The sequence below is a fragment of the Ureibacillus sp. FSL W8-0352 genome (assembly GCF_038004345.1).
GTDB lineage: Bacteria > Bacillota > Bacilli > Bacillales_A > Planococcaceae > Ureibacillus > Ureibacillus thermosphaericus.
This window is the reverse complement of the sequence record NZ_JBBOQT010000001.1, coordinates 1,135,444-1,157,638: the sequence shown is the minus strand read 5'-3', so window position 1 is coordinate 1,157,638 and position 22,195 is coordinate 1,135,444. Positions and strand designations below refer to the sequence as shown.

The 22,195-nt window shown below is 35.6% G+C and carries 22 protein-coding genes; 19 read left to right on the top strand and 3 right to left on the bottom strand.

Annotated elements, in window-relative coordinates; genetic code table 11:
• Positions 1 to 138 precede the first annotated feature (138 nt).
• The gene (gene galU, locus NST98_RS05935) at positions 139 to 1,029 is read left to right on the top strand and encodes a UTP--glucose-1-phosphate uridylyltransferase GalU (protein ID WP_016837176.1); all 891 of its coding nucleotides are present in this window, start codon (positions 139 to 141) and stop codon (positions 1,027 to 1,029) included.
• A gap of 138 nt (positions 1,030 to 1,167) precedes the next feature.
• Positions 1,168 to 2,454, top strand: coding sequence for a glucose-6-phosphate isomerase (locus tag NST98_RS05930; RefSeq protein WP_016837177.1), 1,287 nt, complete (start codon positions 1,168 to 1,170; stop codon positions 2,452 to 2,454).
• Positions 2,455 to 2,460: 6 nt separating this feature from the next.
• Here NST98_RS05930 and NST98_RS05925 read toward each other — a convergent pair whose 3' ends face one another.
• Positions 2,461 to 2,907: a hypothetical protein gene (locus tag NST98_RS05925; protein ID WP_340714684.1), complete on the bottom strand. Its 447-nt coding sequence runs from the start codon at positions 2,905 to 2,907 to the stop codon at positions 2,461 to 2,463.
• A gap of 143 nt (positions 2,908 to 3,050) precedes the next feature.
• Between NST98_RS05925 and NST98_RS05920 the strand changes: the two genes are divergently transcribed.
• Positions 3,051 to 3,590 carry a hydrolase gene (locus tag NST98_RS05920; RefSeq protein WP_016837179.1) on the top strand — a complete coding sequence of 180 codons (540 nt, stop codon included), beginning with the start codon at positions 3,051 to 3,053 and terminating at the stop codon, positions 3,588 to 3,590.
• 126 nt (positions 3,591 to 3,716) lie between these two features.
• On the opposite strand, the gene NST98_RS05915 is transcribed toward NST98_RS05920, so the two are convergent.
• Entirely contained in the window at positions 3,717 to 3,902 is a 186-nt protein-coding gene (locus tag NST98_RS05915; protein ID WP_016837180.1) for a hypothetical protein, read from the bottom strand.
• A gap of 313 nt (positions 3,903 to 4,215) precedes the next feature.
• Here NST98_RS05915 and NST98_RS05910 point away from each other — a divergent pair, with 313 nt between their 5' ends.
• The 3 genes from NST98_RS05910 (at position 4,216) to NST98_RS05900 (ending at position 7,053) form a co-directional block, all read left to right on the top strand.
• The gene (locus NST98_RS05910; RefSeq protein ID WP_016837181.1) at positions 4,216 to 4,431 is read left to right on the top strand and encodes a hypothetical protein; all 216 of its coding nucleotides are present in this window, start codon (positions 4,216 to 4,218) and stop codon (positions 4,429 to 4,431) included.
• A 268-nt stretch (positions 4,432 to 4,699) separates the two neighbouring features.
• Complete coding sequence (gene safA / locus NST98_RS05905) at positions 4,700 to 5,308, top strand: SafA/ExsA family spore coat assembly protein (protein WP_096551448.1); 609 nt, start codon at positions 4,700 to 4,702, stop codon at positions 5,306 to 5,308.
• 239 nt (positions 5,309 to 5,547) lie between these two features.
• Positions 5,548 to 7,053 (top strand): ATP-binding protein, encoded by a 1,506-nt coding sequence (locus tag NST98_RS05900; RefSeq protein ID WP_340714683.1) that lies wholly within the window; start codon positions 5,548 to 5,550, stop codon positions 7,051 to 7,053.
• Positions 7,054 to 7,147: 94 nt separating this feature from the next.
• Here the strand turns inward: NST98_RS05900 and rnhC are convergent, their stop codons facing one another.
• On the bottom strand, positions 7,148 to 8,092 hold the full coding sequence (gene rnhC / locus NST98_RS05895) for a ribonuclease HIII (protein ID WP_016837184.1): 945 nt from the start codon (positions 8,090 to 8,092) through the stop codon (positions 7,148 to 7,150).
• A 204-nt stretch (positions 8,093 to 8,296) separates the two neighbouring features.
• Here rnhC and zapA point away from each other — a divergent pair, with 204 nt between their 5' ends.
• The 13 genes from zapA to uvrC all read left to right on the top strand — a co-directional run bounded on the left by zapA (position 8,297) and on the right by uvrC (position 22,187).
• Positions 8,297 to 8,557 (top strand): cell division protein ZapA, encoded by a 261-nt coding sequence (gene zapA, locus NST98_RS05890; protein WP_016837185.1) that lies wholly within the window; start codon positions 8,297 to 8,299, stop codon positions 8,555 to 8,557.
• Positions 8,558 to 8,562: 5 nt separating this feature from the next.
• Positions 8,563 to 9,105, top strand: coding sequence for a CvpA family protein (locus NST98_RS05885; RefSeq protein WP_016837186.1), 543 nt, complete (start codon positions 8,563 to 8,565; stop codon positions 9,103 to 9,105).
• Between the two features lie 88 nt (positions 9,106 to 9,193).
• On the top strand, positions 9,194 to 10,903 hold the full coding sequence (gene polX / locus NST98_RS05880; RefSeq protein ID WP_016837187.1) for a DNA polymerase/3'-5' exonuclease PolX: 1,710 nt from the start codon (positions 9,194 to 9,196) through the stop codon (positions 10,901 to 10,903).
• Positions 10,904 to 10,930: 27 nt separating this feature from the next.
• A complete protein-coding gene (locus NST98_RS05875; RefSeq protein ID WP_016837188.1) occupies positions 10,931 to 13,297 on the top strand; it encodes an endonuclease MutS2 in 2,367 nt (788 codons plus the stop codon).
• A 5-nt stretch (positions 13,298 to 13,302) separates the two neighbouring features.
• Entirely contained in the window at positions 13,303 to 13,722 is a 420-nt protein-coding gene (locus tag NST98_RS05870; protein WP_026018975.1) for a DUF350 domain-containing protein, read from the top strand.
• A gap of 575 nt (positions 13,723 to 14,297) precedes the next feature.
• Positions 14,298 to 14,441: a hypothetical protein gene (locus tag NST98_RS05865; protein ID WP_172597779.1), complete on the top strand. Its 144-nt coding sequence runs from the start codon at positions 14,298 to 14,300 to the stop codon at positions 14,439 to 14,441.
• Positions 14,442 to 14,746: 305 nt separating this feature from the next.
• The gene (locus NST98_RS05860; protein ID WP_016837190.1) at positions 14,747 to 16,438 is read left to right on the top strand and encodes a long-chain-fatty-acid--CoA ligase; all 1,692 of its coding nucleotides are present in this window, start codon (positions 14,747 to 14,749) and stop codon (positions 16,436 to 16,438) included.
• Positions 16,439 to 16,531: 93 nt separating this feature from the next.
• Positions 16,532 to 17,116, top strand: coding sequence for a TetR/AcrR family transcriptional regulator (locus NST98_RS05855; protein WP_016837191.1), 585 nt, complete (start codon positions 16,532 to 16,534; stop codon positions 17,114 to 17,116).
• A 13-nt stretch (positions 17,117 to 17,129) separates the two neighbouring features.
• A complete protein-coding gene (locus NST98_RS05850; RefSeq protein ID WP_340714682.1) occupies positions 17,130 to 17,900 on the top strand; it encodes an enoyl-CoA hydratase in 771 nt (256 codons plus the stop codon).
• A 19-nt stretch (positions 17,901 to 17,919) separates the two neighbouring features.
• Positions 17,920 to 18,693 (top strand): electron transfer flavoprotein subunit beta/FixA family protein, encoded by a 774-nt coding sequence (locus NST98_RS05845; protein ID WP_016837193.1) that lies wholly within the window; start codon positions 17,920 to 17,922, stop codon positions 18,691 to 18,693.
• Positions 18,694 to 18,766: 73 nt separating this feature from the next.
• On the top strand, positions 18,767 to 19,744 hold the full coding sequence (locus NST98_RS05840; RefSeq protein ID WP_340714681.1) for an electron transfer flavoprotein subunit alpha/FixB family protein: 978 nt from the start codon (positions 18,767 to 18,769) through the stop codon (positions 19,742 to 19,744).
• 193 nt (positions 19,745 to 19,937) lie between these two features.
• The gene (trxA, locus tag NST98_RS05835) at positions 19,938 to 20,252 is read left to right on the top strand and encodes a thioredoxin (RefSeq protein WP_016837195.1); all 315 of its coding nucleotides are present in this window, start codon (positions 19,938 to 19,940) and stop codon (positions 20,250 to 20,252) included.
• Positions 20,253 to 20,399: 147 nt separating this feature from the next.
• Positions 20,400 to 22,187: an excinuclease ABC subunit UvrC gene (gene uvrC / locus NST98_RS05830; RefSeq protein ID WP_340714680.1), complete on the top strand. Its 1,788-nt coding sequence runs from the start codon at positions 20,400 to 20,402 to the stop codon at positions 22,185 to 22,187.
• Positions 22,188 to 22,195: the final 8 nt, after the last annotated feature.

Here is a 22,195-nt window from a genome sequence, read left to right as displayed (position 1 = left end):
TATATATTTAAAGTAAGGCTGGATTTAGATTCCAGCCTATTTTTATCTCATCATTGCTCTTTGTGTTTAGTATGAGTGGAATGGGAAAATATTGTATAATTTTCTTGATGTAAACCAATGGATGAGGAGTGAAATTGCTTGAAAAAAATTAGAAAAGCCATCATCCCAGCTGCAGGTTTAGGAACACGATTTTTACCTGTAACGAAAGCCATGCCGAAAGAAATGTTACCGATTGTAGATAAACCAACCATTCAATATATTGTTGAAGAAGCGATTGCTTCGGGAATTGAAGATATTATCATCGTTACCGGAAAAGGAAAACGGGCGATTGAAGACCATTTTGATCACGCCTTTGAACTGGAGGCAAATTTAATTGAAAAAAAGAAGTACGATTTGTTAGAAAAAGTACGTGTATCATCGGATATTGATATTCATTATATCCGCCAAAAACAACCTCTAGGCCTTGGACATGCCATTTGGTGTGCCCGTAAGTTTATTGGTAATGAACCTTTTGCTGTGTTGCTCGGAGATGACATCGTTCAAAGTGATGTTCCTTGTTTAAAACAATTAATCAATCAATATGAAAAAACTTTTTCTAGCGTAATTGGCGTTATGGAAGTACCTGATAGCGAAATCCATCGTTATGGTGTGATTGATCCAATTTCCACCGATTCACCGTTAATGCAAGTGAAAATGTTTGTAGAAAAACCAACAAAAGAAGAAGCACCTTCCAACTTTGCGATTATAGGACGTTACATTTTAACGCCCGAAATTTTCCGCTACTTAGAACAAAAGAAAATGGGGAAAGGCGGAGAAATTCAATTAACGGATGCTATTGAGGAATTGAATACGATTCAACGTGTGTTTGCATATCGCTTTGAAGGAAAACGATATGATGTCGGCAATCAAATGGGATTCATTGAAACGACAATTGATTTTGCGTTGCAGCGTGAAGATTTGCGAGAAGAAGTAAAACGTTTCATTATCGATAAAGCGCAACAATTATCAATACAAACACGTTCCCATTAATGAAATGCTAAATGAAATAATAAATTATAAGTAGTGATTATGTTTAATTGATAATAGAGTTTTGTAAATCACGATGAAAAAATTTCAAGATTCTATAAGAATATTTAAAGTAAAAAAATAAGAAATGAGGCAATTCCATTGACAACTCATTCTGTTCAAACAACATTATTGAATTGTTTATTCGATTATCAAGATATGGAAGCATATAAAGATCGAGTTAAACAAATTCACTTTGAATTAGAAAATTCAAAGGATATGACTGGTTGGATTAATTATCCATTAATGGACCATAAGGCGTTATTTAATGAAATTGAGGATTTGAAAAGTGAAATATGCATAAATGCGGATGTGTTTGTTGTAATTGGTATTGGTGGTTCATTTTTAGGAGCCCGTGCCGTTCAAGAAGCATTATCTCCTTATTTTGGTGTTCTCAAAGAGGGCATTGAGGTTATATACGTTGGTCATCATATGAGCGGGGCTTATTTAGAGCAATTAATTCATTATTTAGATGATAAAGAAATTTATATCAACGTCATTTCAAAATCTGGAAGCACGATGGAGACAGCTTTAGCATTCCGCGTGCTAAGACAGTATATGGAAAAACGCTATGGTGAAAATGCAGTTAATCGGATTATAGTAACAACAGACCCTGAAAGAGGAATTTTGAAAAATATAGCAGAAAAGGAAGGGTATAAACAGTTCGCTATCCCTTCGAATATAGGGGGCAGGTATTCAGTATTAACGCCAGTGGGGCTATTGCCACTCGCTGTATCTGGAATAGATATTCGATCTTTCATGGATGGTGCAAAAAATGCAGCTTTGGAATTAAAAGCGGTAGATTTAATGCGTAATCATGCATACCAATACGCAGTTATAAGAAATATCTTATATAACGAAGGGTACAGTGTGGAAATGCTAGCATCCTTTGAACCTTCATTAAAGAAGTTTCACGAATGGTGGATGCAGTTATTTGGTGAAAGTGAAGGCAAAGAAAGAAAAGGTCTATTTCCTACATGTGTTACGTTCTCCACTGATTTGCATGCAATCGGACAATTTATTCAAGAAGGAAGCCCCATTTTGTTTGAAACGCTTCTCCATTTCCATGAAATCGACGGGGATTATGACGTACCATATGATAGTCGAAATGAAGATGGATTAAATTATTTAGCAGGCCGCTCCTTTAACGAAATCAATGCAACTTCAAAACAAGGCACAGCCCTCGCCCATGCAGAAGGTGGAGTGCCAGTTATTCAACTAGAAATGCAAAAGCTTGATGCCTATCATCTAGGCTATTTAATCTACTTCTTTATGAAAGCATGTGCCATGAGTGCGAAGTTACTGGAAGTAAATCCTTTCGACCAACCTGGAGTGGAAGCGTATAAAAAGAAAATGCTTAAACTGTTAAAAAATGAACCATTAAAATGAAAAATATTATTCTACATTGGATTCTTCTATATTTTCAATTGGTTTTGGTTTCATAACACCATAAAAAGCTCCAAGTATACCACTAATTGTATGGATTAATCCGAATGTATAGATATTAAAAAAGACTAGATTTTTCGAATTGTTAAATTCAGAGAAGTCTCCTTCTATTGATTGCACAGATGAAAAATACACAAATAATCCAAGAAGCAATATTCCACCGGCAATGCCTATAAATTTTTCTATTCTTTTTGCAGAGCTTGTTACAGTTAAGAAATAGCGAAAAGTGGTAATTAAACTCAATATAATAAAAGGGAATAAGAAAATGATGCCAATGAATCCTAAATTACCAGTTGCTCCTTTCGGTTGCACCTCATACAATTGACTAACGAGTACAAAACCGAAAAAGGAAATGGCGATACTTATAAGCCAGCTTAAACGAATCACATACATCATCCATTTCTTTTGCATTATTTTAAGGCTACTAGTATTATAACCTATCTTAAAAACATGTTCTTATTGAAAGAAAATTTATATACAAGGAAATACCAATATTTTGTAGAATTAAATAAAAGGAAGATTGAAGGGGGATGAGGAGTTTGTTGACGAAACAAGATACTGTACTTGTATTGATTGATATTCAAGGAAAACTTGCACGCATCGTGGACAACAGTGAATTTGTGATTCAAAATATCGCCAATATGGTACAAGGTGCTAAAGTGTTAGGTTTGCCTATTTTATGGCTTGAGCAGTATCCGAAAGGTTTAGGGCCAACTGTAGAAGAAATTTCACAGCATTTAGCAGATGAGAAACCAATTGAAAAGATTACGTTCAGCGCATATGATACACCGGAATTTGTCGCTGCACTTGAAGCAACAGGTCGTAAAAAAGTGTTAATTGCCGGTATTGAGACGCATATTTGTGTGTACCAAACGACAGCTCACTTGCTCCAAAATGGTTATGAAGTCGAAGTGTTAGCGGATTGCGTTTCTTCTCGTACAGCTTTAAATACACAAATAGGTTTAGAAAAAATGAAACAATGTGGAGCAAAAATAACGAGTGTTGAAATGGCATTGTTCGAAATGCAACAAATTGCTCGTGGAGATGAATTTAAAGCTATTAGTAAGATTATTAAATGATGATTGAGTGGTTGAAAATAAAAAATTATCATCCGATTTGGATGATAATTTTTTATTTTGAGGTATACCGTATTGTCTTTATTTATAGTCATATTATTGAATGCAGGAGGTTGTTTGTTTCATTTGTTATTCGTTATCCAAAAATTGATCATGTCGTTCACGGATTGATGGATTTTCTTTCTTTTTTGGAATATGAAATTCTTCTTCCATTCCAAATTCTTCGAGACTTGCTCCATTACTTCCCACAGATTGTTTGCCGCGTACAAAATCAAAATGGCGTCTATTGTTTTCTAAATCCATTCGATGATCCATTGTAGAACTCTCCTTTCGTTTTTAATATGAGCATTTTCAACGATGTTATGCATCTCAAAGTTTGTCATAAATTCCTCACAAGCGGAGTTTTAGGTGCACGTGTGTGAATGCTAAATGTACAAGATTGTGTATTAACCACACCAGTTTCACGAGTTAAGCTGGCAATCTCACAAACTGTATTAACTTAACTAATATATATCCATAATTATTTTTAATAAAATAATTTCATATTATTAATGAATAACTTATAGTGAGTAACAATATATTTTAAAGTGTGGATAGATTAATATGTGAAGTTTAGGAGGAAGGAACATTGTCAATTAATAAAGGGCAATTGATTGAGTTAATAGAAAATTTACCAAAGTCAGCACATATTACAACGTACTACTATTTAAAAGATTTAACGAAAAGTAGATTTGTACAATATGAAATAGAAGTTGAAGATTACTCATTCATCAATGAGCAAAATAAACAAATAGAAACGTACTGGATCGATGCTTTTATGGAGTATCATTTAGACTCGAAATAAAATAGCCTCCTATTTATAATCAAATAATTACCAATTCATAAAGAGATTGGTTGTTTCTAATATAAAAATATCTAGTAATTTATTCCTATTTCAAAAATATTTCAATAATTTTACGAGATAAAAAAGAAGAAACTTATTCTATCAAAGGGTTGGTAGATTAATATTTCAACGTAACAAAACTGTAAAAATCCTTCCAAAAATTTTGTGATGAATTCATCAATCATTCCTTTTATGATGAATTTACATCAAGAAGGAAGGATTGAAGGAAATGTACAAAAAATTAAAAAGAGGTGCAGGAGCACTTGTACTATCAATTGGATTATTAGTACCGGCAACGGCTTTAGCTGCAGGAACGTATACGGTTGTTTCAGGAGATTCGCTTTGGAAAATTGCTGTAAAAACACAAACAGGTGTACAAGAATTAATTAATGCGAATCCACAGTTAAAAAACCCTAATTTAATATACCCTGGTCAAAAAATTAATATCCCTGAAAAAGAAGGGTTGGCTTACGAAGAAGAAGTAGTACGACTTGTGAATGTTGAGCGTGCAAAAGCAGGTCTACCAGCATTAAAATCTGATTGGGAACTTGCTAGAGTTGCAAAACATAAATCTCAAGATATGCACGATAAAAAATATTTTGATCATACAAGTCCAACGTATGGTTCACCTTTTACCATGATGAAAAACTACGGAATCCAATATAAATCTGCGGGTGAAAATATTGCGATGGGTCAAAGCACACCAGAACAAGTGGTGAAAGCTTGGATGAACTCATCTGGCCATCGTGCAAACATCTTAAACAAAAACTTCACTCACATCGGTGTTGGTTACGTGAAGGATGGCCATTACTGGACACAAATGTTTATTCAAAAATAATGATAAAAGAGGCGCCTAAAAAGTCATTTTTAGGCGCTTTTCTTTACGTTTGCCGCTCACACTTCATCGCAGATAGAGGTGCGTTTCATATGACCGTCGCAGAGAAATATAATACTAGAGCCTTACTAGAATGTGCAAACTTATTAGTCGGGCTTTTTATCATCAATACCATATTTTGCTTTCAAAGTAGTAATTTTATATAATTCACTTTAAAGTAGCTTTTTCATAAAGGGGATATTATGGTGAAGCCGATCAATTTATTTTCTTTGCTGAATGCAAAAGAAGATTTATATGAAACGAATTTTATACAATATCTGGAGCAGTTCGGAATCAACCCAAGAATCCGAACGAGTGAATTTTATGATTTACATGCTTTCGTTGAAGAGTTGAGAAAGAAATCTAAAGTTATACATATTTACAATGGTTATTACGTCGGCTATATGATTAAGCAAATCGGAAAGGAATTTGATTTATTAAGAATTGGGAAAGACTGTGTCATCAATATTGAATTGAAGCGGGAAGGAAATGTAGAAAAGATAACGAAACAGCTTGTACAAAACCGTCATTATTTAAAATTTCTAGATGTGGATGTATACAATTTTACCTATGTTTCATCAATCAATAGATTATATAAGTTAAACGAAAACAATCAAATTGAAGAAGTTGATTTTCACTTTTTAATTGATAAATTAATACAACAACAAATACAAGTCATAGAAAATTTAGATGATTTGTTTGATCCGTCGAATTACTTAGTATCCCCATTCAATTCAACAGAAGCATTTATGGAAGATAAATATTTTTTAAGTGCCCAACAAAGTACATATAAACGAGAAATCATTCATGCCAAGCCGACGAATCAATCAAAAATATTTGCGATTGAAGGTGGCCCTGGTACAGGAAAATCCTTACTCACTTATGACATTGCGAAAGAGTATATTCGACAATCGAAAAATGTCATCATTTTTAACTGCGGACGATTAAATGGAGGACATTTGAAGCTAATTGAAGAATACAAATGGCCAATTGTGCCAATTAGTAAGTTTCAAAAGGTCATACATAAAGAAACGGATTTATCAAAATATGACTTAATTATTTTCGATGAAGTACAGCGTTTATATATTCATAAATTACAGAGCTTCATTCATCTCTTAGAAAAATCAAAAACGAAATGTATATTCTCGTACGACCCTAATCAAGTATTAACGACTGTTGAAATGAGAAATAAAGTACCAAAAATCATCGAGACGACATTGAAACCTGTGAAGTATGAGTTAACAGAAGTTGTTCGATATAATAAAGAAATCCATTCATTTATTAAGAAGTTGTTTGATCTATCGACGGAAGTGCCTGTACAACAATATTCTAATGTGAGCATTCAATATTTCTCATCCATTCAAGCGACAAAGAGTTACCTGTATTTTTTACAGCAAGCTGGTTGGAAAGTGATTGATTTCACGCCTTCAAGGTTTATTGATCGCTCCAACAATCAAAGCAATCCATTAGCAGTGACAACCGCTGACGTAATCGGGCAAGAATTCGATTATGTTGTAGCAGTAATTGATGATTCCTTTTACTATAAACCGAATCATAAATTAGCAGCCAAAATGAATTTCAAGAAGCCGTATTATCAACCGACGAAAATGCTTTATCAAAACATTAGCAGAGCGAGGAAAAAACTGCATGTAGTTGTTGTCAATAACTTAATTGTAATGGATAAAATTTTAAAGATTTTAAATGGTTAATATCACCCTATTTCTTACCAATTTGTACTTAGATGATTGGAATGAATAGCAATATAAAATGGTCGATTCCACAATCGACCATTTTGAATGTTAGTCATCTACTTGCGAAGTTTTCATAAATCCTTTTGGCTTTTTTAGTGTTCGCAAAATGCCATTTTGCGATAGAACGGAGAACATTTTCACCTTGCTGCAACAAAATTTTTGCTGCCATTTCATCGACCAAATGACTAGCGCCTTTTTGAAGGGGAAACCCAACAATGTCAGATAGGCGATCCATTTCGATTAAAAAAGCATAACGCGCTATGATGGAGGCGGCTGCAACAGCGATATGTTGCTGTTCAGCTTTTGTCGAAAAAAGAACGTTTTCGCGAATGATTTCTTTTTCATTTTGAATATATTGATAGTACGTGTCTCTTTCTGCAAATTGATCAATTAATATATAATCCGGTTTTTCCGGTGAAATTTTATGGAGCACATGTTTTAAAGCTTGATTGTGCAGCATGGCTTTCATTTTTCCTTGAGTTAAGCCGCGGCTTTGCAAATCGTTATACTTGTCATTGCGTAATGTTAAAAGGCTATGAACACAAGTTGCAATTAAATGAGGTGCAATTTCTCGGATTGCTTGATCGTTTAGTTGTTTAGAATCTTTTACTCCCAGTTCTGTTACTAGTTCAATTTTGTCATTTGGTACGTAGACAGCAGCGACTGTAATTGGACCGAAATAGTCTCCAGTTCCTGTTTCATCAGATCCAATAACAGACAATTTTGAAAAGTTTTCCGGAAGTGTATCTCCTATTGAGTTTATGTTTTGTTGATTGTTTTCATCAGTTAGAGCGAATTCGTTAAATCGGCTAGCTTCCCGTTGAGCTCCTAAACCCTGAAACATTACTTTTCCAGAACTGTATACGGTGATGGCTACATCGGGGAGTTTTGCTGCAAATACGACACCAGGTGCATTACGTTCTACCTTATGTTTTAAGTAATACGTTTCTATTTCATTGAGTTGTTGTGGTAATAATTTTAAGACGATATTGTTCATGATACGCCCCTTTCTCCCAAGAAAGATTTAAATTGATTTTACCAAAAGGAGATTGAGAATGAAATTCTACAATATCCCTTTTAACTCTAGGTTGTATGACAACGAATAAAGATGATATGATAAACTTATTGATTCTAATAAAACATAAATATATGTAATTAACAGCTCCTATGAAAAAATATCGAGCTTCTAGGAGGTGCCCACTTGGCTGAGCAAGAGAAAAATAAAATAGAAGTCGAAATATATGGCCATACTTATAAATTAGTAGGTAATGAATCCATTGGTCATTTACGATTAGTCGCTTCTATCGTAGATGATAAAATGAGGGAAATTAAATTACATAATCAATCTCTCGATACGACTCAACTAGCTGTGTTAACCGCAGTGAACAGTGTTCATGAGTTTTTAAAGCTCAAAGAAGAAGTTGAGAGATTAGAAGAAGAATTGAAAAAACTGAAGGGTTGAACTGCATGTTAGATATCATATTGCTTTTTGTTTTTGCTGCTAGTTTATTAATAGGAATGAAGCGCGGTTTTATCATGCAAGCAATTAATCTTGTTGGTTTTCTTGTTGCGTTAATCGTGGCTTACATTTACTATAAACCGCTAGCAGAAAAATTTGTGTTATGGATTCCATATCCGGGGTTGCAGCCGGACTCTTCTCTTACATTAGTGTTGGATGCATTGGATGTAGATAAAACATTTTATCGTATTATTGCTTTTGCGGTAATCTTCTTTGTTGTTAAACTTGCCATGCAAATTGTTGCTTCGGTATTTGATTTTTTAACATTTTTACCAGTATTAAAATCTTTTAATCGCATTTTAGGGGCATTACTATGCTTCGTGGAATTTTATTTTATACTTTTTATTTTATTATATGTTTTCGCATTATTACCAATTGATGCTATTCAAAAACTCATGGGAAGTTCGTTTATTGCCAATTTCATGCTTGAACATACCCCAATCGTAACTCAATTATTCCAAAAACTATGGTATATTTATTTGGAAAATTAATAAACAACGAAATGATTGTCAAAAGTATCTTCCATCAACACAGCGGAGATACTTTTTTGCGGTTTAAAATAGAAAAAGGGTGGGACAGTTGAATAAAAAAATTGTCATTCGTACATTGGAAAAAATTGCGTTGTATTTGGAGCTTAAAGGAGAAAATCCGTTTAAAGTATCCGCCTTTCGAAAAGCGGCGAATGCATTAGAGTTGGATGAACGAAGTCTTGAAGAAATTGATGATTTTACGAAAATTAAAGGGATTGGAAAAGGCACGGGAGCAGTCATTGAAGAGCTGATTCAAACGGGAGAGTCCCAACAATTAATCGAATTAGAAAAACAAATACCGAAAGGCTTAATCCCTCTATTAAAAATACCTGGCCTTGGCGGTAAAAAACTTGCAAAGCTATACCAGGAACTTGGAGTGAGTAGTCGTGAAGCGTTGAAGGAAGCTTGTGAATCCAAAAAGGTACGATCGTTGCCTGGGTTTGGACCGAAAACGGAAGAGAAAATTTTGAAGGAACTTGAACAATTTGGAGAACGAACAGGAAGACTTCCTATTTGGTATCTTGAATCGGTTGTGAGAGAAATAAATCAACTACTTGCATCCATTGAAGAAATTGAACGATATTCTGTTGCCGGGAGTTTCCGTCGGGTGAATGAAACGAGCAAAGATTTGGATTTTGTCATTGCCACAAAAAGTCCTGAAAAAGTTAGGGAACAGCTTTTATTTGAATTAACAATAAAAGAAATCGTTAGCAGTGGAGACACAAAAGTGTCTGTCGTATTGGATTTGGACGAGCTTGTCAACGTTGATTTTCGATTAGTGGCAAATGAAGAATTTATCACAACACTTCATCACTTTACCGGTTCAAAAGATCATAATGTTCGCATGCGTCAATTAGCAAAAGAACAAGGGAAGAAAATTAGCGAATATGGTGTGGAACAACCAGATGGACAAATCCTTACATTCCATTCGGAAAAAGAGTTTTTCGCTCATTTTGGACTTCCTTACATTCCGCCCACTGTTCGCGAAACGGGACAAGAATTGGATCGTTTAAATGAAATTAAAGAATTGGTTACAATAGAAGATATTAAGGCTGATTTACACATGCACACCACTTATTCTGACGGTGCTCATTCCGTAGCAGAAATGGGAGAAGCGCTTATTTCAAAAGGCTATCATTTTGGAGTGATAACAGACCATTCTCAATATTTGAAAGTAGCAAATGGTTTAACACCGGAAAGGTTAAAAAAACAGCGTGAAGAAATTGAAGCTTTTAATGAAGCTCACCCTGATTTTACTTTATTTTCGGGAACAGAAATGGATATTTTGCCTGATGGTTCCCTCGATTATGATGATGACGTATTAAAAAATTTGGATTTTGTGATCGCCTCCATTCATTCAAGTTTTTCTCAACCTCAAGAAAAAATTATGGAACGATTATTTGCGGCGATTCAACATCCCTACGTTCATATGATTGCACATCCAACTGGTCGAATTATTGGTGAACGTGAAGGATATAATCCTAACGTTGAACAATTAATTCATTGGGCGAAAGAGTATGGGAAAATTTTGGAATTGAATGCTAGCCCATACCGATTAGATCTATGTATAGAACATTTGAAACTAGCGATGGAACTTGGTGTTCCTATTGCAATCAATACAGATGCCCATGCGATTGAACAACTTGATTATATGGAAATCGGTACAAAATATGCGCAAAAAGCGTGGTTGAAAAAAGAACTAGTTGTCAATACATGGAGCGTTGAACAGTTCAAAAATTTTATTCGGAAAAATAAGTAAACATATGTACAGACAGGAGTGTTCAGAGTGATTGCTGAACGAGCATTAAAAACCCTTGAATTCGATAAAGTGCGTGAGCAAGTGTCAGACTTTTGTACATCTTCCTTAGGGAAGCAACAAATAGAGCAGCTTGTGCCAGAGCCAAACTTTGAAAAGGTTGTTGAACTTTTAGAAGAAATGGATGAGGGACTAGCCATCCTACGGGTAAAAGGACATGTGCCAATGGGAGGTATTTTTGATATTCGTCCACATACAAAGCGGGCACAAATAGGCGGTATGCTAAGTGCAATGGAATTGATGGAAATTTCAAGTACTATTAGAGCAAGTCGAATTTTAAGAAATTTTATTGAAGATATCGAAAATGATGAAGAAATTCAAATACCACATTTTATTGAAAGAAAAAATAATATGCCGATTTTAACAGCGGTACAGCATGAAATTGATCATTGCATTGATGAAAATGGAACGGTGTTGGATTCCGCTAGCGTGGAATTACGGTCAATAAGACAACAACTGCGCTCAGAAGAAGCGAAAGTGAGACAAAAACTTGATAGTTTAACGAGAGGCCCTAACGCAGCAAAAATGCTTTCGGATACTATCGTAACAATTCGAAATGACCGTTATGTTATCCCGGTAAAACAGGAATATCGAAGCTACTACGGCGGGATTGTTCATGATCAATCTTCTTCAGGGCAAACTTTATTTATTGAGCCGGAATCAGTTGTGCAAATCAATAATGAAATTCAACGTTTAAAGGTTCGTGAAAAGGCTGAAATAGAGAAGATTTTACTTGCCCTTACGGAAAAAGTCCAAGAAGTAGCGAACGATTTATTTGAACTAGTTAAAATACTAGCGGATATCGATGTCATATTAGCGAAGGCGAAATACGGTGTGGCACAAAAATGCTCAAAGCCAAGCGTGAACAATGAAGGATATATTCGTCTAATACAAGCAAGACATCCCCTAATCCCAATGGATGTAGCGGTGCCGAATACAATTGAATTTGGTCGAGAATATACAGCAATTGTGATTACTGGGCCAAACACAGGGGGGAAAACCGTCACATTAAAAACGGTTGGATTGTGCACCTTAATGGCACAAGCGGGAATACCAATACCTGCATTAGATGGCTCAGAGCTTTCCGTTTTCAGTCAAGTATTTGCGGATATTGGTGATGAGCAATCCATCGAACAATCGCTATCCACTTTCTCATCCCATATGGTGAACATTGTCGATATATTAAAACACTTTGATGAAAACTCGTTAATTTTGTTTGATGAACTTGGGGCAGGTACCGATCCGCAAGAGGGGGCGGCACTTGCGATATCAATTTTAGATGAAGTTGTGGATAAAGGGGCGCGCGTTATGGCTACAACCCATTATCCTGAATTAAAAGCATATGCGTATAACCGAAAAGGAGTTATCAATGCAAGTGTTGAATTTGATATTGAAACCCTTAGTCCTACTTATCGATTATTAATAGGCGTTCCGGGACGATCCAATGCATTTGAAATTTCGAAGCGTCTCGGCTTAAAAGATTCCATCATTAATCAAGCGAAATCTTATACAGGTACTGACCGTCGAGAAGTAGAGTCGATGATTGCTTCATTAGAAGAAAGCAGACGCCGCGCTGAACAGGAAGTAGAGGAAGCGCATGAAATTTTAGAAGAAGCACAACAATTGCATGCGCAGTTAGAAGAAAAATTGAGTGCATTTAACGAAAAGAAAGAAAGCCTTGAACAAAAAGCGAAGGAAGAAGCGCGGAAAATTATTGAGGATGCGAAAAAAGAAGCAGAACATATCATTAAAGAATTACGTGAAATGCAGCAAAATGCTAATCAAGTTATTAAAGACCATGAAATCATCGAAGCGAAAAAGCGTTTAGAAGACGCATTACCAGCAGAAAATCCAATTTTGAAAAAACAAGCGAAAATTCGTGAACGAGCACAAAACTTACAACCTGGTGATGAAGTAAAAGTATTAAGCTACGGTCAAAAAGGAACGCTAATTGAAAAAGTTTCCGATAATGAGTGGGTTGTGCAAATCGGTATATTAAAAATGAAAATGGATGAGTCAGACTTAGAATATGTGAAGCCAGAAAAAGAAAAACAAAGAATTACATTGACAACGGTGAAAAATCGCAATAGTCATGTTAAATTAGAATTAGACTTGCGAGGAGAACGGTTAGAAGATGCCATCATGAAAACAGAAAAATATCTTGATGATGCCCTACTTGCCAACTATAGCCGTGTAACAATTATTCATGGAAAAGGTACAGGGGCTTTACGCCAAGGAATTCAAGAATATTTGAAAAAACATAAACGAGTTCGTTCTTTCCGATATGGTGAAGCTGGTGAAGGTGGCTTAGGAGTAACTGTCGTTGAATTAAAATAAAGGGGATGGTGAATGTGGGTACAACTTTTTGGCAACATCCTTTAATAGAAACAGCAGGCTATTTTAGTGTTGTTGTATTATGTTTAATAGTTTCAATGGTCTTATTTGAAATGGTGACAAAATATAAAAATTGGGAAGAAATTAAAAAAGGAAATGTTGCCGTCGCCCTTGCTACTGGAGGAAAAATACTAGGTGTTTGCAATATATTCCGCTATTCCATTGAAAGGCATAATACTTTTTTTGAAATGATTGGTTGGGGGTTGTACGGGTTTATTTTGCTTATCATCGCATATTTTTTATATGAATTTTTAACCCCCCATTTCAATGTCGATCAGGAGATTGCAGCGGATAATCGTTCAGTTGGATTGATTTCATTCACCATTTCACTTGGACTTTCCTTCGTCATCGGTGCCAGCATCATTTAGGAGGTTCCAATGGACAAATTAGCAAAAGTGCTTATCGTTGTAGCTGTCTTATTTTTTATTATAGGATTTTATTATTTACTTTCACTATAATGGTTATTATTAAAATTTTAATACTAGTAGAAACGTTAACATGCGTTTCTACTAGTTTTTTTAGTGCGCCTGGCATGGGTGTAATCTATAGGGTGTAAGTCCCGAACTGTGAAGGCAGAAGTAACAGTTAGCTTAACGCAAGGGTGTCCGTGGTGACGCGGAATCTGAAGGAAGCGAGCGGCAAACTTCCGGTCTGAGGAACACGAACTTCATATAAGGCTAGGTATCATTGGATGAGTTTGCTAAACAAAACAAAGTCCTTTCTGCCAAAGGTGGTACAGAGTAAATGAAGCAGATAGATGGAAGGAAAGATTACATTCTTACCCGGGGAGGTCTGGCGGATATGTGAAGTACGCTTCATAACCTACTTAGTGATAAGTAGCTGAACCGTCAGAAGTCAGCAGAGGTCATAGTATTAGTTGGTTTAGAACTACTAAGAAGGACCGAACAATTAAGAGAGAATAGCCCTTGGCATTCAGTGAGTCATGATGAACACAGAAAACGTAGTACCTCACTTGAGGAAGGAAGCGGTGAATCCCGTGGGAGACCTCTTGGAGGGTGGAGTGACCACTGGCATAAAGAGAACAGCTATTCACGGAAGTTATAAAGACTTGCGTCAATCATCTTAATTGAACCGCCGTATACGGAACCGTACGTACGGTGGTGTGAGAGGACGGGAGTTAATCGCTCCCTCCTACTCGATTTGTTACAAAGTTATTAATAGTTATATCAAAATAGTAAATAACCCTATTATTCGACATTTTTCGTCATAGAAAATAGTATTAAAATTATTGAATGAATAAGAAAAATTAAGAATTAAAGTAGAAAAAAATTATAATTCTAAAAAAATAGTTTGAAAGACCATTTCTTTTCAATTATAATAAATGTAACAATTGCAAGAAAATTTGAACATTTGCGCAAGGGGGATGTGTTGATGTCTAGTAAAATTTGGCTTAAACATTATCCTGCTGAGATACCGCATACGCTGGAGTATGAAGAAATTCCCGTCCAAACATTTTTGACAAGAGCATACGAAAAAAATCCAAAAAAATGTGCAATACATTTTATGGGAAGGGAATTGGATTATCAAGAGCTGTATGAATCAGCATTAAAATTTGCCAACTATCTTCGTTTTTTAGGGGTTGAAAAAGGAGATCGGGTAGCAATCATGTTACCAAACTGTCCACAGGCAGTTATAGCTTATTACGGTATTTTATATGCAGGAGGAATTGTCGTTCAAACAAATCCGCTTTACACAGAGAGGGAATTAGAGTATCAAATGCAGGACTCTGAAGCAAAAGTAATTTTGGCATTGGATATTTTATACCCAAGAATCATGAAAGTCATTCATCGAACACAAATTGAAAACGTTATCATCACGGGTATTAAAGATTATCTTCCATTTCCGAAAAATCTCGTATATCCTTTTATTCAGAAGAAACAATATGGCTTTAGTGTCAAAGTAGAACATCGTGGTTCCACACATTTATTCACGGAAATCATGAAGGTTGAAAAACCGAAACCAATTGATGTGCCTTTTAATTTTGAAGAAGATTTAGCCCTTCTTCAATATACTGGTGGTACGACTGGCGTTCCTAAAGGGGTAATGTTGACTCACAAAAATTTAATTGCCAATACAATGATGTGTGATGCATGGTTATATAAATGTGAGGAAGGAAAAGAAATTATATTAGGATTGCTTCCTTTCTTCCATGTATACGGCATGACTACAGTGCTGATTTTATCCGTCATGAAATCAAACAAAATGGTATTGCTTCCTAAATTTGAAGTGGAACAAGTGTTAAAAACCATTGATAAACAAAAACCTACTTTATTCCCTGGTGCACCAACAATGTATATTGGTCTATTAAACCATCCGGATTTATCTAAATATGATTTGTCTTCCATCAATGCATGTATAAGTGGTTCTGCTCCACTACCTGTGGAAGTACAAGAAAAATTTGAAGAAATCACTGGTGGGAAACTTGTAGAAGGCTACGGCTTAACGGAAACTTCACCAGTAACCCATGCAAACTTTATTTGGGGAAAACGAGTAGTTGGCTCGATTGGAGTTCCTTGGCCTGATACAGAAGCGGTGATTATGAAACCAGGAGAAAATGAAATTTTACCACCTGGAGAAGTAGGAGAAATCGCGATTCGTGGACCTCAAGTGATGAAGGGATATTGGAAACGCCCTGAGGAAACTGCAAAAGTGTTTGCAGATGGATGGTTCTTAACTGGAGATTTAGGATATATGGATGAAGAAGGATATTTCTATGTTGTAGATCGTAAAAAAGATGTCATTATCGCTGGCGGATTTAATATTTATCCGCGAGAAGTAGAGGAAGTATTGTACGAACATGAAGCGGTTCAAGAATGTGTTGTAGTTGGAGTTCCAGATCCATATCGGGGAGAAACGGTGAAAGCTTTCATTGTATTAAAAGAGGGTAAAACAGTGACGGAAGATGAATTAAATAAATATTGCCGCAATAATTTAGCTGCTTACAAAGTACCTCGCATTTATGAATTTAGAGATTCACTACCGAAAACAGCAGTAGGAAAAATTTTAAGAAGAACATTAATTGATGAGGAAAAACAGAAAGCTAAGGAGCTTCAAGCGAAATAGCATTAGTTATTGACAGAAAGTTCATGAAATTATAATATGAAAATATGAATGAATAATCATTCATATTTTCTTATTTTTTTGGTGGTGAACATCATGAATCGAGATAAACCGAAATACATGCAAATAATTGAAGCAGCAGTTATTGCGATTGCCGAAAATGGCTATCATCAAACACAAATTTCAAAAATTGCTAAACAAGCAGGTGTTGCAGACGGGACCATTTACCTGTATTTTAAAAATAAAGAGGATATTTTAATTTCCTTGTTTAAAGAAAAAATGAGAGTTTTTATTGAAAATTTAGAAGAAATCATTCAAACTGGTGCTAACGCCTCTGACAAACTATCAAAAATGATAGACAACCATTTTAGTGTGTTGGCCAATAATAAACACCTTGCGACAGTCACCCAATTAGAATTGCGCCAATCAAATAAGGAGCTTAGGTTAAAGATTAATGCAATTTTAAAAGAATATTTGAATCTTCTTGATAATATATTGGTAGAAGGCATGATGAATGGCGAATTTAATCCAACAATGGATGTGAGAGTTGCAAGACAAATGGTATTTGGAACAATCGATGAGACAATTACGTCTTGGGTGATGAATGATTTCAGATACAGCCTCTTAGATAATGCACCTAAAGTAAAGCATCTACTATTGAATGGTCTAAAAAATAATTAAAAGGAGTGTCTTCATGGAATTTCTAAAATGGAGAGCAGAAGACGGTGTTGCGATTGTAACAATCAATCGTCCGCCAGCAAATGCACTAGCACAACAGCTAATCCGTGAATTAGACGAATTGATGACTGAAGTTGAACATAATAATGATGTTCGAGTTGTTTTACTTCACGGTGAAGGACGTTTCTTTTCAGCAGGAGCTGATATTAAAGAGTTCACAGATGTTTCTTCTGAACAACAGGCAGTAAATCTCGCAGAAAATGGACAAGCTGCTTTTGATCGCTTGGAATCTTTCCCAAAACCTGTCATCGCAGCAATTCATGGTGCCGCACTTGGCGGTGGATTGGAACTTGCGATGAGTTGCCATATTCGATATGTCGCTGAAGACGCGAAGTTGGGTCTTCCTGAATTAAATCTTGGAATTATTCCTGGATTTGGTGGAACACAAAGATTACCGCGATATGTCGGATTAGCAAAGGCTGCTGAAATGATTTTTACAGGAGAGCCGATTTCAGGGGCAGAGGCCGTACAATGGGGGCTAGCAAATAAGGCTGTACCACAAGAAGAACTTTTACCGCAAGCATTAGAATTGGCGAAAAAAATTGCCAAAAAGAGCCCGGTTTCATTAAAAGCTGCTATTCATGCATTACAATACAGTAAGAAATCATTCGAAGAAGGAATCAAAGCGGAAGCAGAGCAATTCGGCCTTGTATTTAATTCGGAAGATGCAAAAGAAGGAATTCAAGCATTTATTGAAAAACGCCAACCTACTTTTAGTGGCAAATAATTTTTAGGAGGTAATTTACATGAACATTTTCGTATTAATGAAACGCACTTTTGATACAGAAGAAAAAATCGTCATTCAAGATGGAAAAATTCAAGAAGACGGCGCTGAATTCATTATCAATCCATATGATGAATATGCCATTGAAGAAGCAATTCAAGTAAGAGATCAACATGGTGGAAAAGTAACGGTAATCTCCATCGGCAATGAAGAAGCGGAAAAACAACTGCGCACGGCTCTTGCAATGGGTGCTGATGAAGCGGTTTTAATCAATACAGAAGATGATTTGGACGAGCTAGACCACAGTGGTGCAGCTTATATTCTCGCTGAATATTTAAAAGACAAAGAGCCAGATTTAATCTTGGCAGGAAATGTTGCAATTGATGGTGGTTCTGGTCAAACTGGACCAAGAGTTGCTGATTTATTAGGCATTAATTATGTAACAACGATTACAAAATTAGAAATTGATGGAAATAACGTGAAAGTTGTTCGTGACGTTGAAGGAGATTCTGAAATTATAGAAACGAGCTTGCCTTTATTAGTTACAGCTCAACAAGGATTGAATGAACCGAGATATCCTTCTTTACCAGGTATTATGAAAGCGAAGAAAAAACCGCTTGAAGAGTTAGAATTAGATGATTTAGACATCGATGAAGATGATGTTGAAACAAAAATTGAAACAGTGGAAGTATTTTTACCACCACAAAAATCTGCTGGTCGCATCTTAGAAGGAGAACTAAAAGACCAAGTGAAAGAATTAGTAAATTTACTTCATACGGAAGCAAAAGTGATTTAAATTTTCTGAACAATTAGAATGGATTGAAGAGTATTAGATTTCATTAGATTCGTACGGTAATGGAGGGAAAACAATGGCAAAAAAAATATTGGTATTAGGAGAAGTACGTGACGGTGCTTTACGTAATGTTTCATTTGAAGCAATTGCTGCAGCAAAGCAAATCGCAGATGGTGGAGAAGTTGTAGGCGCGTTATTTGGCGATCAAGTAGCAGATCTTGCAAAGGAATTAATTGCATATGGAGCTGACCGAGCGCTCGTTGTGGAACATCCACATTTAAAAACATATACTTCAGATGGCTTCAGCCAAGCTTTATTAGCTCTTGTGGAACAAGAAAAACCTGAAGGAATCGTTATTGGGCATACATCTTTAGGTAAAGATTTATCACCTAAAGTGGCATCTCGCCTGCAAGCTGGATTGATTTCAGATGTAACAGAGATTGAAGGAACAGGTGATGATGCACTATTTATTCGTCCAATTTACTCAGGTAAAGCTTTTGAAAAAGTAAAAATTAAAGAAGGATTCGTGTTCGTGACAGTTCGTCCTAACAATATTGCGCCACTTGATCGAGATGAAAGCCGCACAGGAGACGTTCAATCTGTATCTGTAGATATTAAAAACTTGCGTACGATTGTAAAAGAAGTTGTTCGCAATGCAACAACAGGTGTTGATTTATCTGAAGCGAAAGTAATCGTGTCTGGCGGTCGCGGTGTAAAATCAGCAGAAGGATTTGAACCATTAAGAGAGCTTGCTAACTTACTGGGCGGTGCAGTAGGTGCTTCCCGTGGTGCTTGTGATGCGGGTTATTGCGATTATGCAATGCAAATTGGTCAAACAGGTAAAGTGGTAACACCAGATTTATATATCGCGTGTGGTATTTCTGGCGCAATTCAGCACTTAGCAGGTATGTCTAACTCAAAAGTAATTGTTGCAATTAACAAAGACCCTGAAGCAAACATTTTCAAAGTTGCTGATTATGGAATTGTCGGCGACTTATTTGAAGTCGTTCCGTTATTAATTGAAGAAATTAAAGCATTAAAAGTAAATTCTTAAAATCTAAAACTGGCAATCTCCTCACCACATCTCAAATCTCAGAGATGTGGTTATTTTTTGTGAAAAAGTAAATCATTAAAAGAATTTGTATGTTAGATGAACGGATTTTAATTTCTTAAAACACTTTACTACCCTTTGAATTTTTAACGTGCTATACTACTAAAAGATGTTACATTAAGGAGGCATTTTATAAATGGCAATTGTACATGCTACTGATCAAAACTTTTCACAAGAAATCTCTTCTGGTTTAGTATTAGTAGATTTCTGGGCAGCTTGGTGTGGACCTTGTAAAATGATTGCACCTGTATTAGAAGAACTCGATGCCGAAATGGGTTCAGAAGTGAAAATTGTAAAAGTTGATGTTGATAACAATCCAGCAACAGCTGCTGAATATCAAATTATGTCGATTCCATCTTTGCTTTTATTTAAAGATGGCCAATTAATTGCAAAAACTGTTGGCTTCCAACCAAAAGAAGCATTAGTTGAATTCATCAACAACAATAAATAATATTCAACCGAGCACAAAGAATTTGTTTGTGCTCGATTTTTTATTTTGGATATGATTATTGATTTAAAAGAAAACTTATCGATTTTTGCTTTAAGATATTCGTATAATAGAGTTAAAGTAGGTTGATTAAATGTAAGGTGATACTCCATGAATGAAACAATTCAAAATAAATTGGCGCTGTTACCAGATTTGCCTGGATGCTACTTAATGAAAGACCGACAAGGAACGGTTATTTACGTCGGAAAGGCAAAAGTCTTAAAAAATAGAGTTCGATCCTATTTTACTGGTTCCCATGATGGTAAAACTCAACTGCTAGTTAGTGAAATAGAAGATTTTGAATATATTGTTACTTCAAGTGATTTAGAGGCTTTAATTTTGGAGCTCAATTTAATCAAACAATATGATCCAAAATATAACGTAATGTTAAAGGATGACAAGAGTTATCCTTATATTAAAATTACCAATGAAATTTATCCAAGAATTATTACGACAAGAAAAGTGAAAAAAGACAAAGCTAAATATTTTGGACCTTATCCGAATGTATCTGCCGCGAATGAAACAAAGAAGCTCCTCAACCGCATCTATCCATTAAGAAAATGCAACCGACTGCCAGATCGAGTTTGTTTGTATTATCATTTGGGGCAATGTTTAGCTCCATGTGTTAAAGATATAGATCCGAAAATTTTTGAAGAAATGACAAATGACATCATAAAATTCTTAAATGGCGGCCATGAACAAGTAAAAAAAGAATTAGAGAAAAAAATGATGGAGGCTGCGGAAAAGCTTGAATTTGAAAGAGCAAAGGAATATCGAGATCAAATTCAATATATCGAAACGGTTATGGAAAAGCAAAAAATCGTTTCAGGAGACCAAACGAACCGGGACGTATTTGGATATGCAGTTGAAAAAGGGTGGATGTGTGTTCAAGTCTTTTTCGTTCGACAAGGAAAATTAATTGAAAGAGATGTTTCTGTATTTCCTATTTACCGTGATCCGGAAGAGGAATTTTTAACTTTTGTAGGGCGTTTCTATGATACAGAACATTTAAAGCCAAAAGAAATATTGATTCCAGAAACAATTGATAAAAGCATTTTAGAAAAATTATTAAATATAAGAGTATTGGTGCCAAAACGTGGCACAAAAAAAGAACTGGTGGATTTAGCAAAGAAAAATGCAATGCTTGCAATCGAAGAAAAATTCCAATTAATTGAACGCCAGGAAGAGAGGACAATTGGCGCTTGTCAACAATTAGGTGAGGCTCTAAATATTGAAACGCCTTATAGAATTGAAGCCTTTGATAACAGCCACATGCATGGAGCAGATCCTGTTAGCGCAATGGTCGTATTTATTAATGGAAAGCCGGCAAAAAAAGAATATCGCAAATATAAATTAAAAAATACGGCGAAACATGACGACTATGGAGCGATGCAAGAGGTGATTCGCAGGCGCTATACCCGTGTATTAAAAGAACAATTGCCGCTTCCTGATCTAATTATTGTTGACGGTGGTAAAGGGCAAATTGAAGTTGCACGAGAAGTGTTGGAAGATGAGCTTGGATTATCAATTCCCATTGCAGGACTAGCAAAAGATGAGAAGCATCGAACATCTGAACTATTATACGGGGAACCACCTATGTCGATTCCGCTGAAAAAAACAAGTGATGCTTTTTACTTGCTTCAGCGAATTCAAGATGAAGTCCATCGCTTCGCTATTACATTTTTGCGGCAACAACATCAAACGAACGCTTTACGCTCTGTCCTTGATGAAATTGAAGGAATCGGTCCAAAACGTAAGAAACAATTACTGAGTCATTTTGGTTCAGTGAAAAAAATCAAACAGGCTTCTGTGGAAGAATTAATGGAAGCGAAAATGCCAAAAGTGGTTGCAGAAACAATCTATCAGTATTTCCATAATGACACATTGCCAAAGGAATAACTGTATGA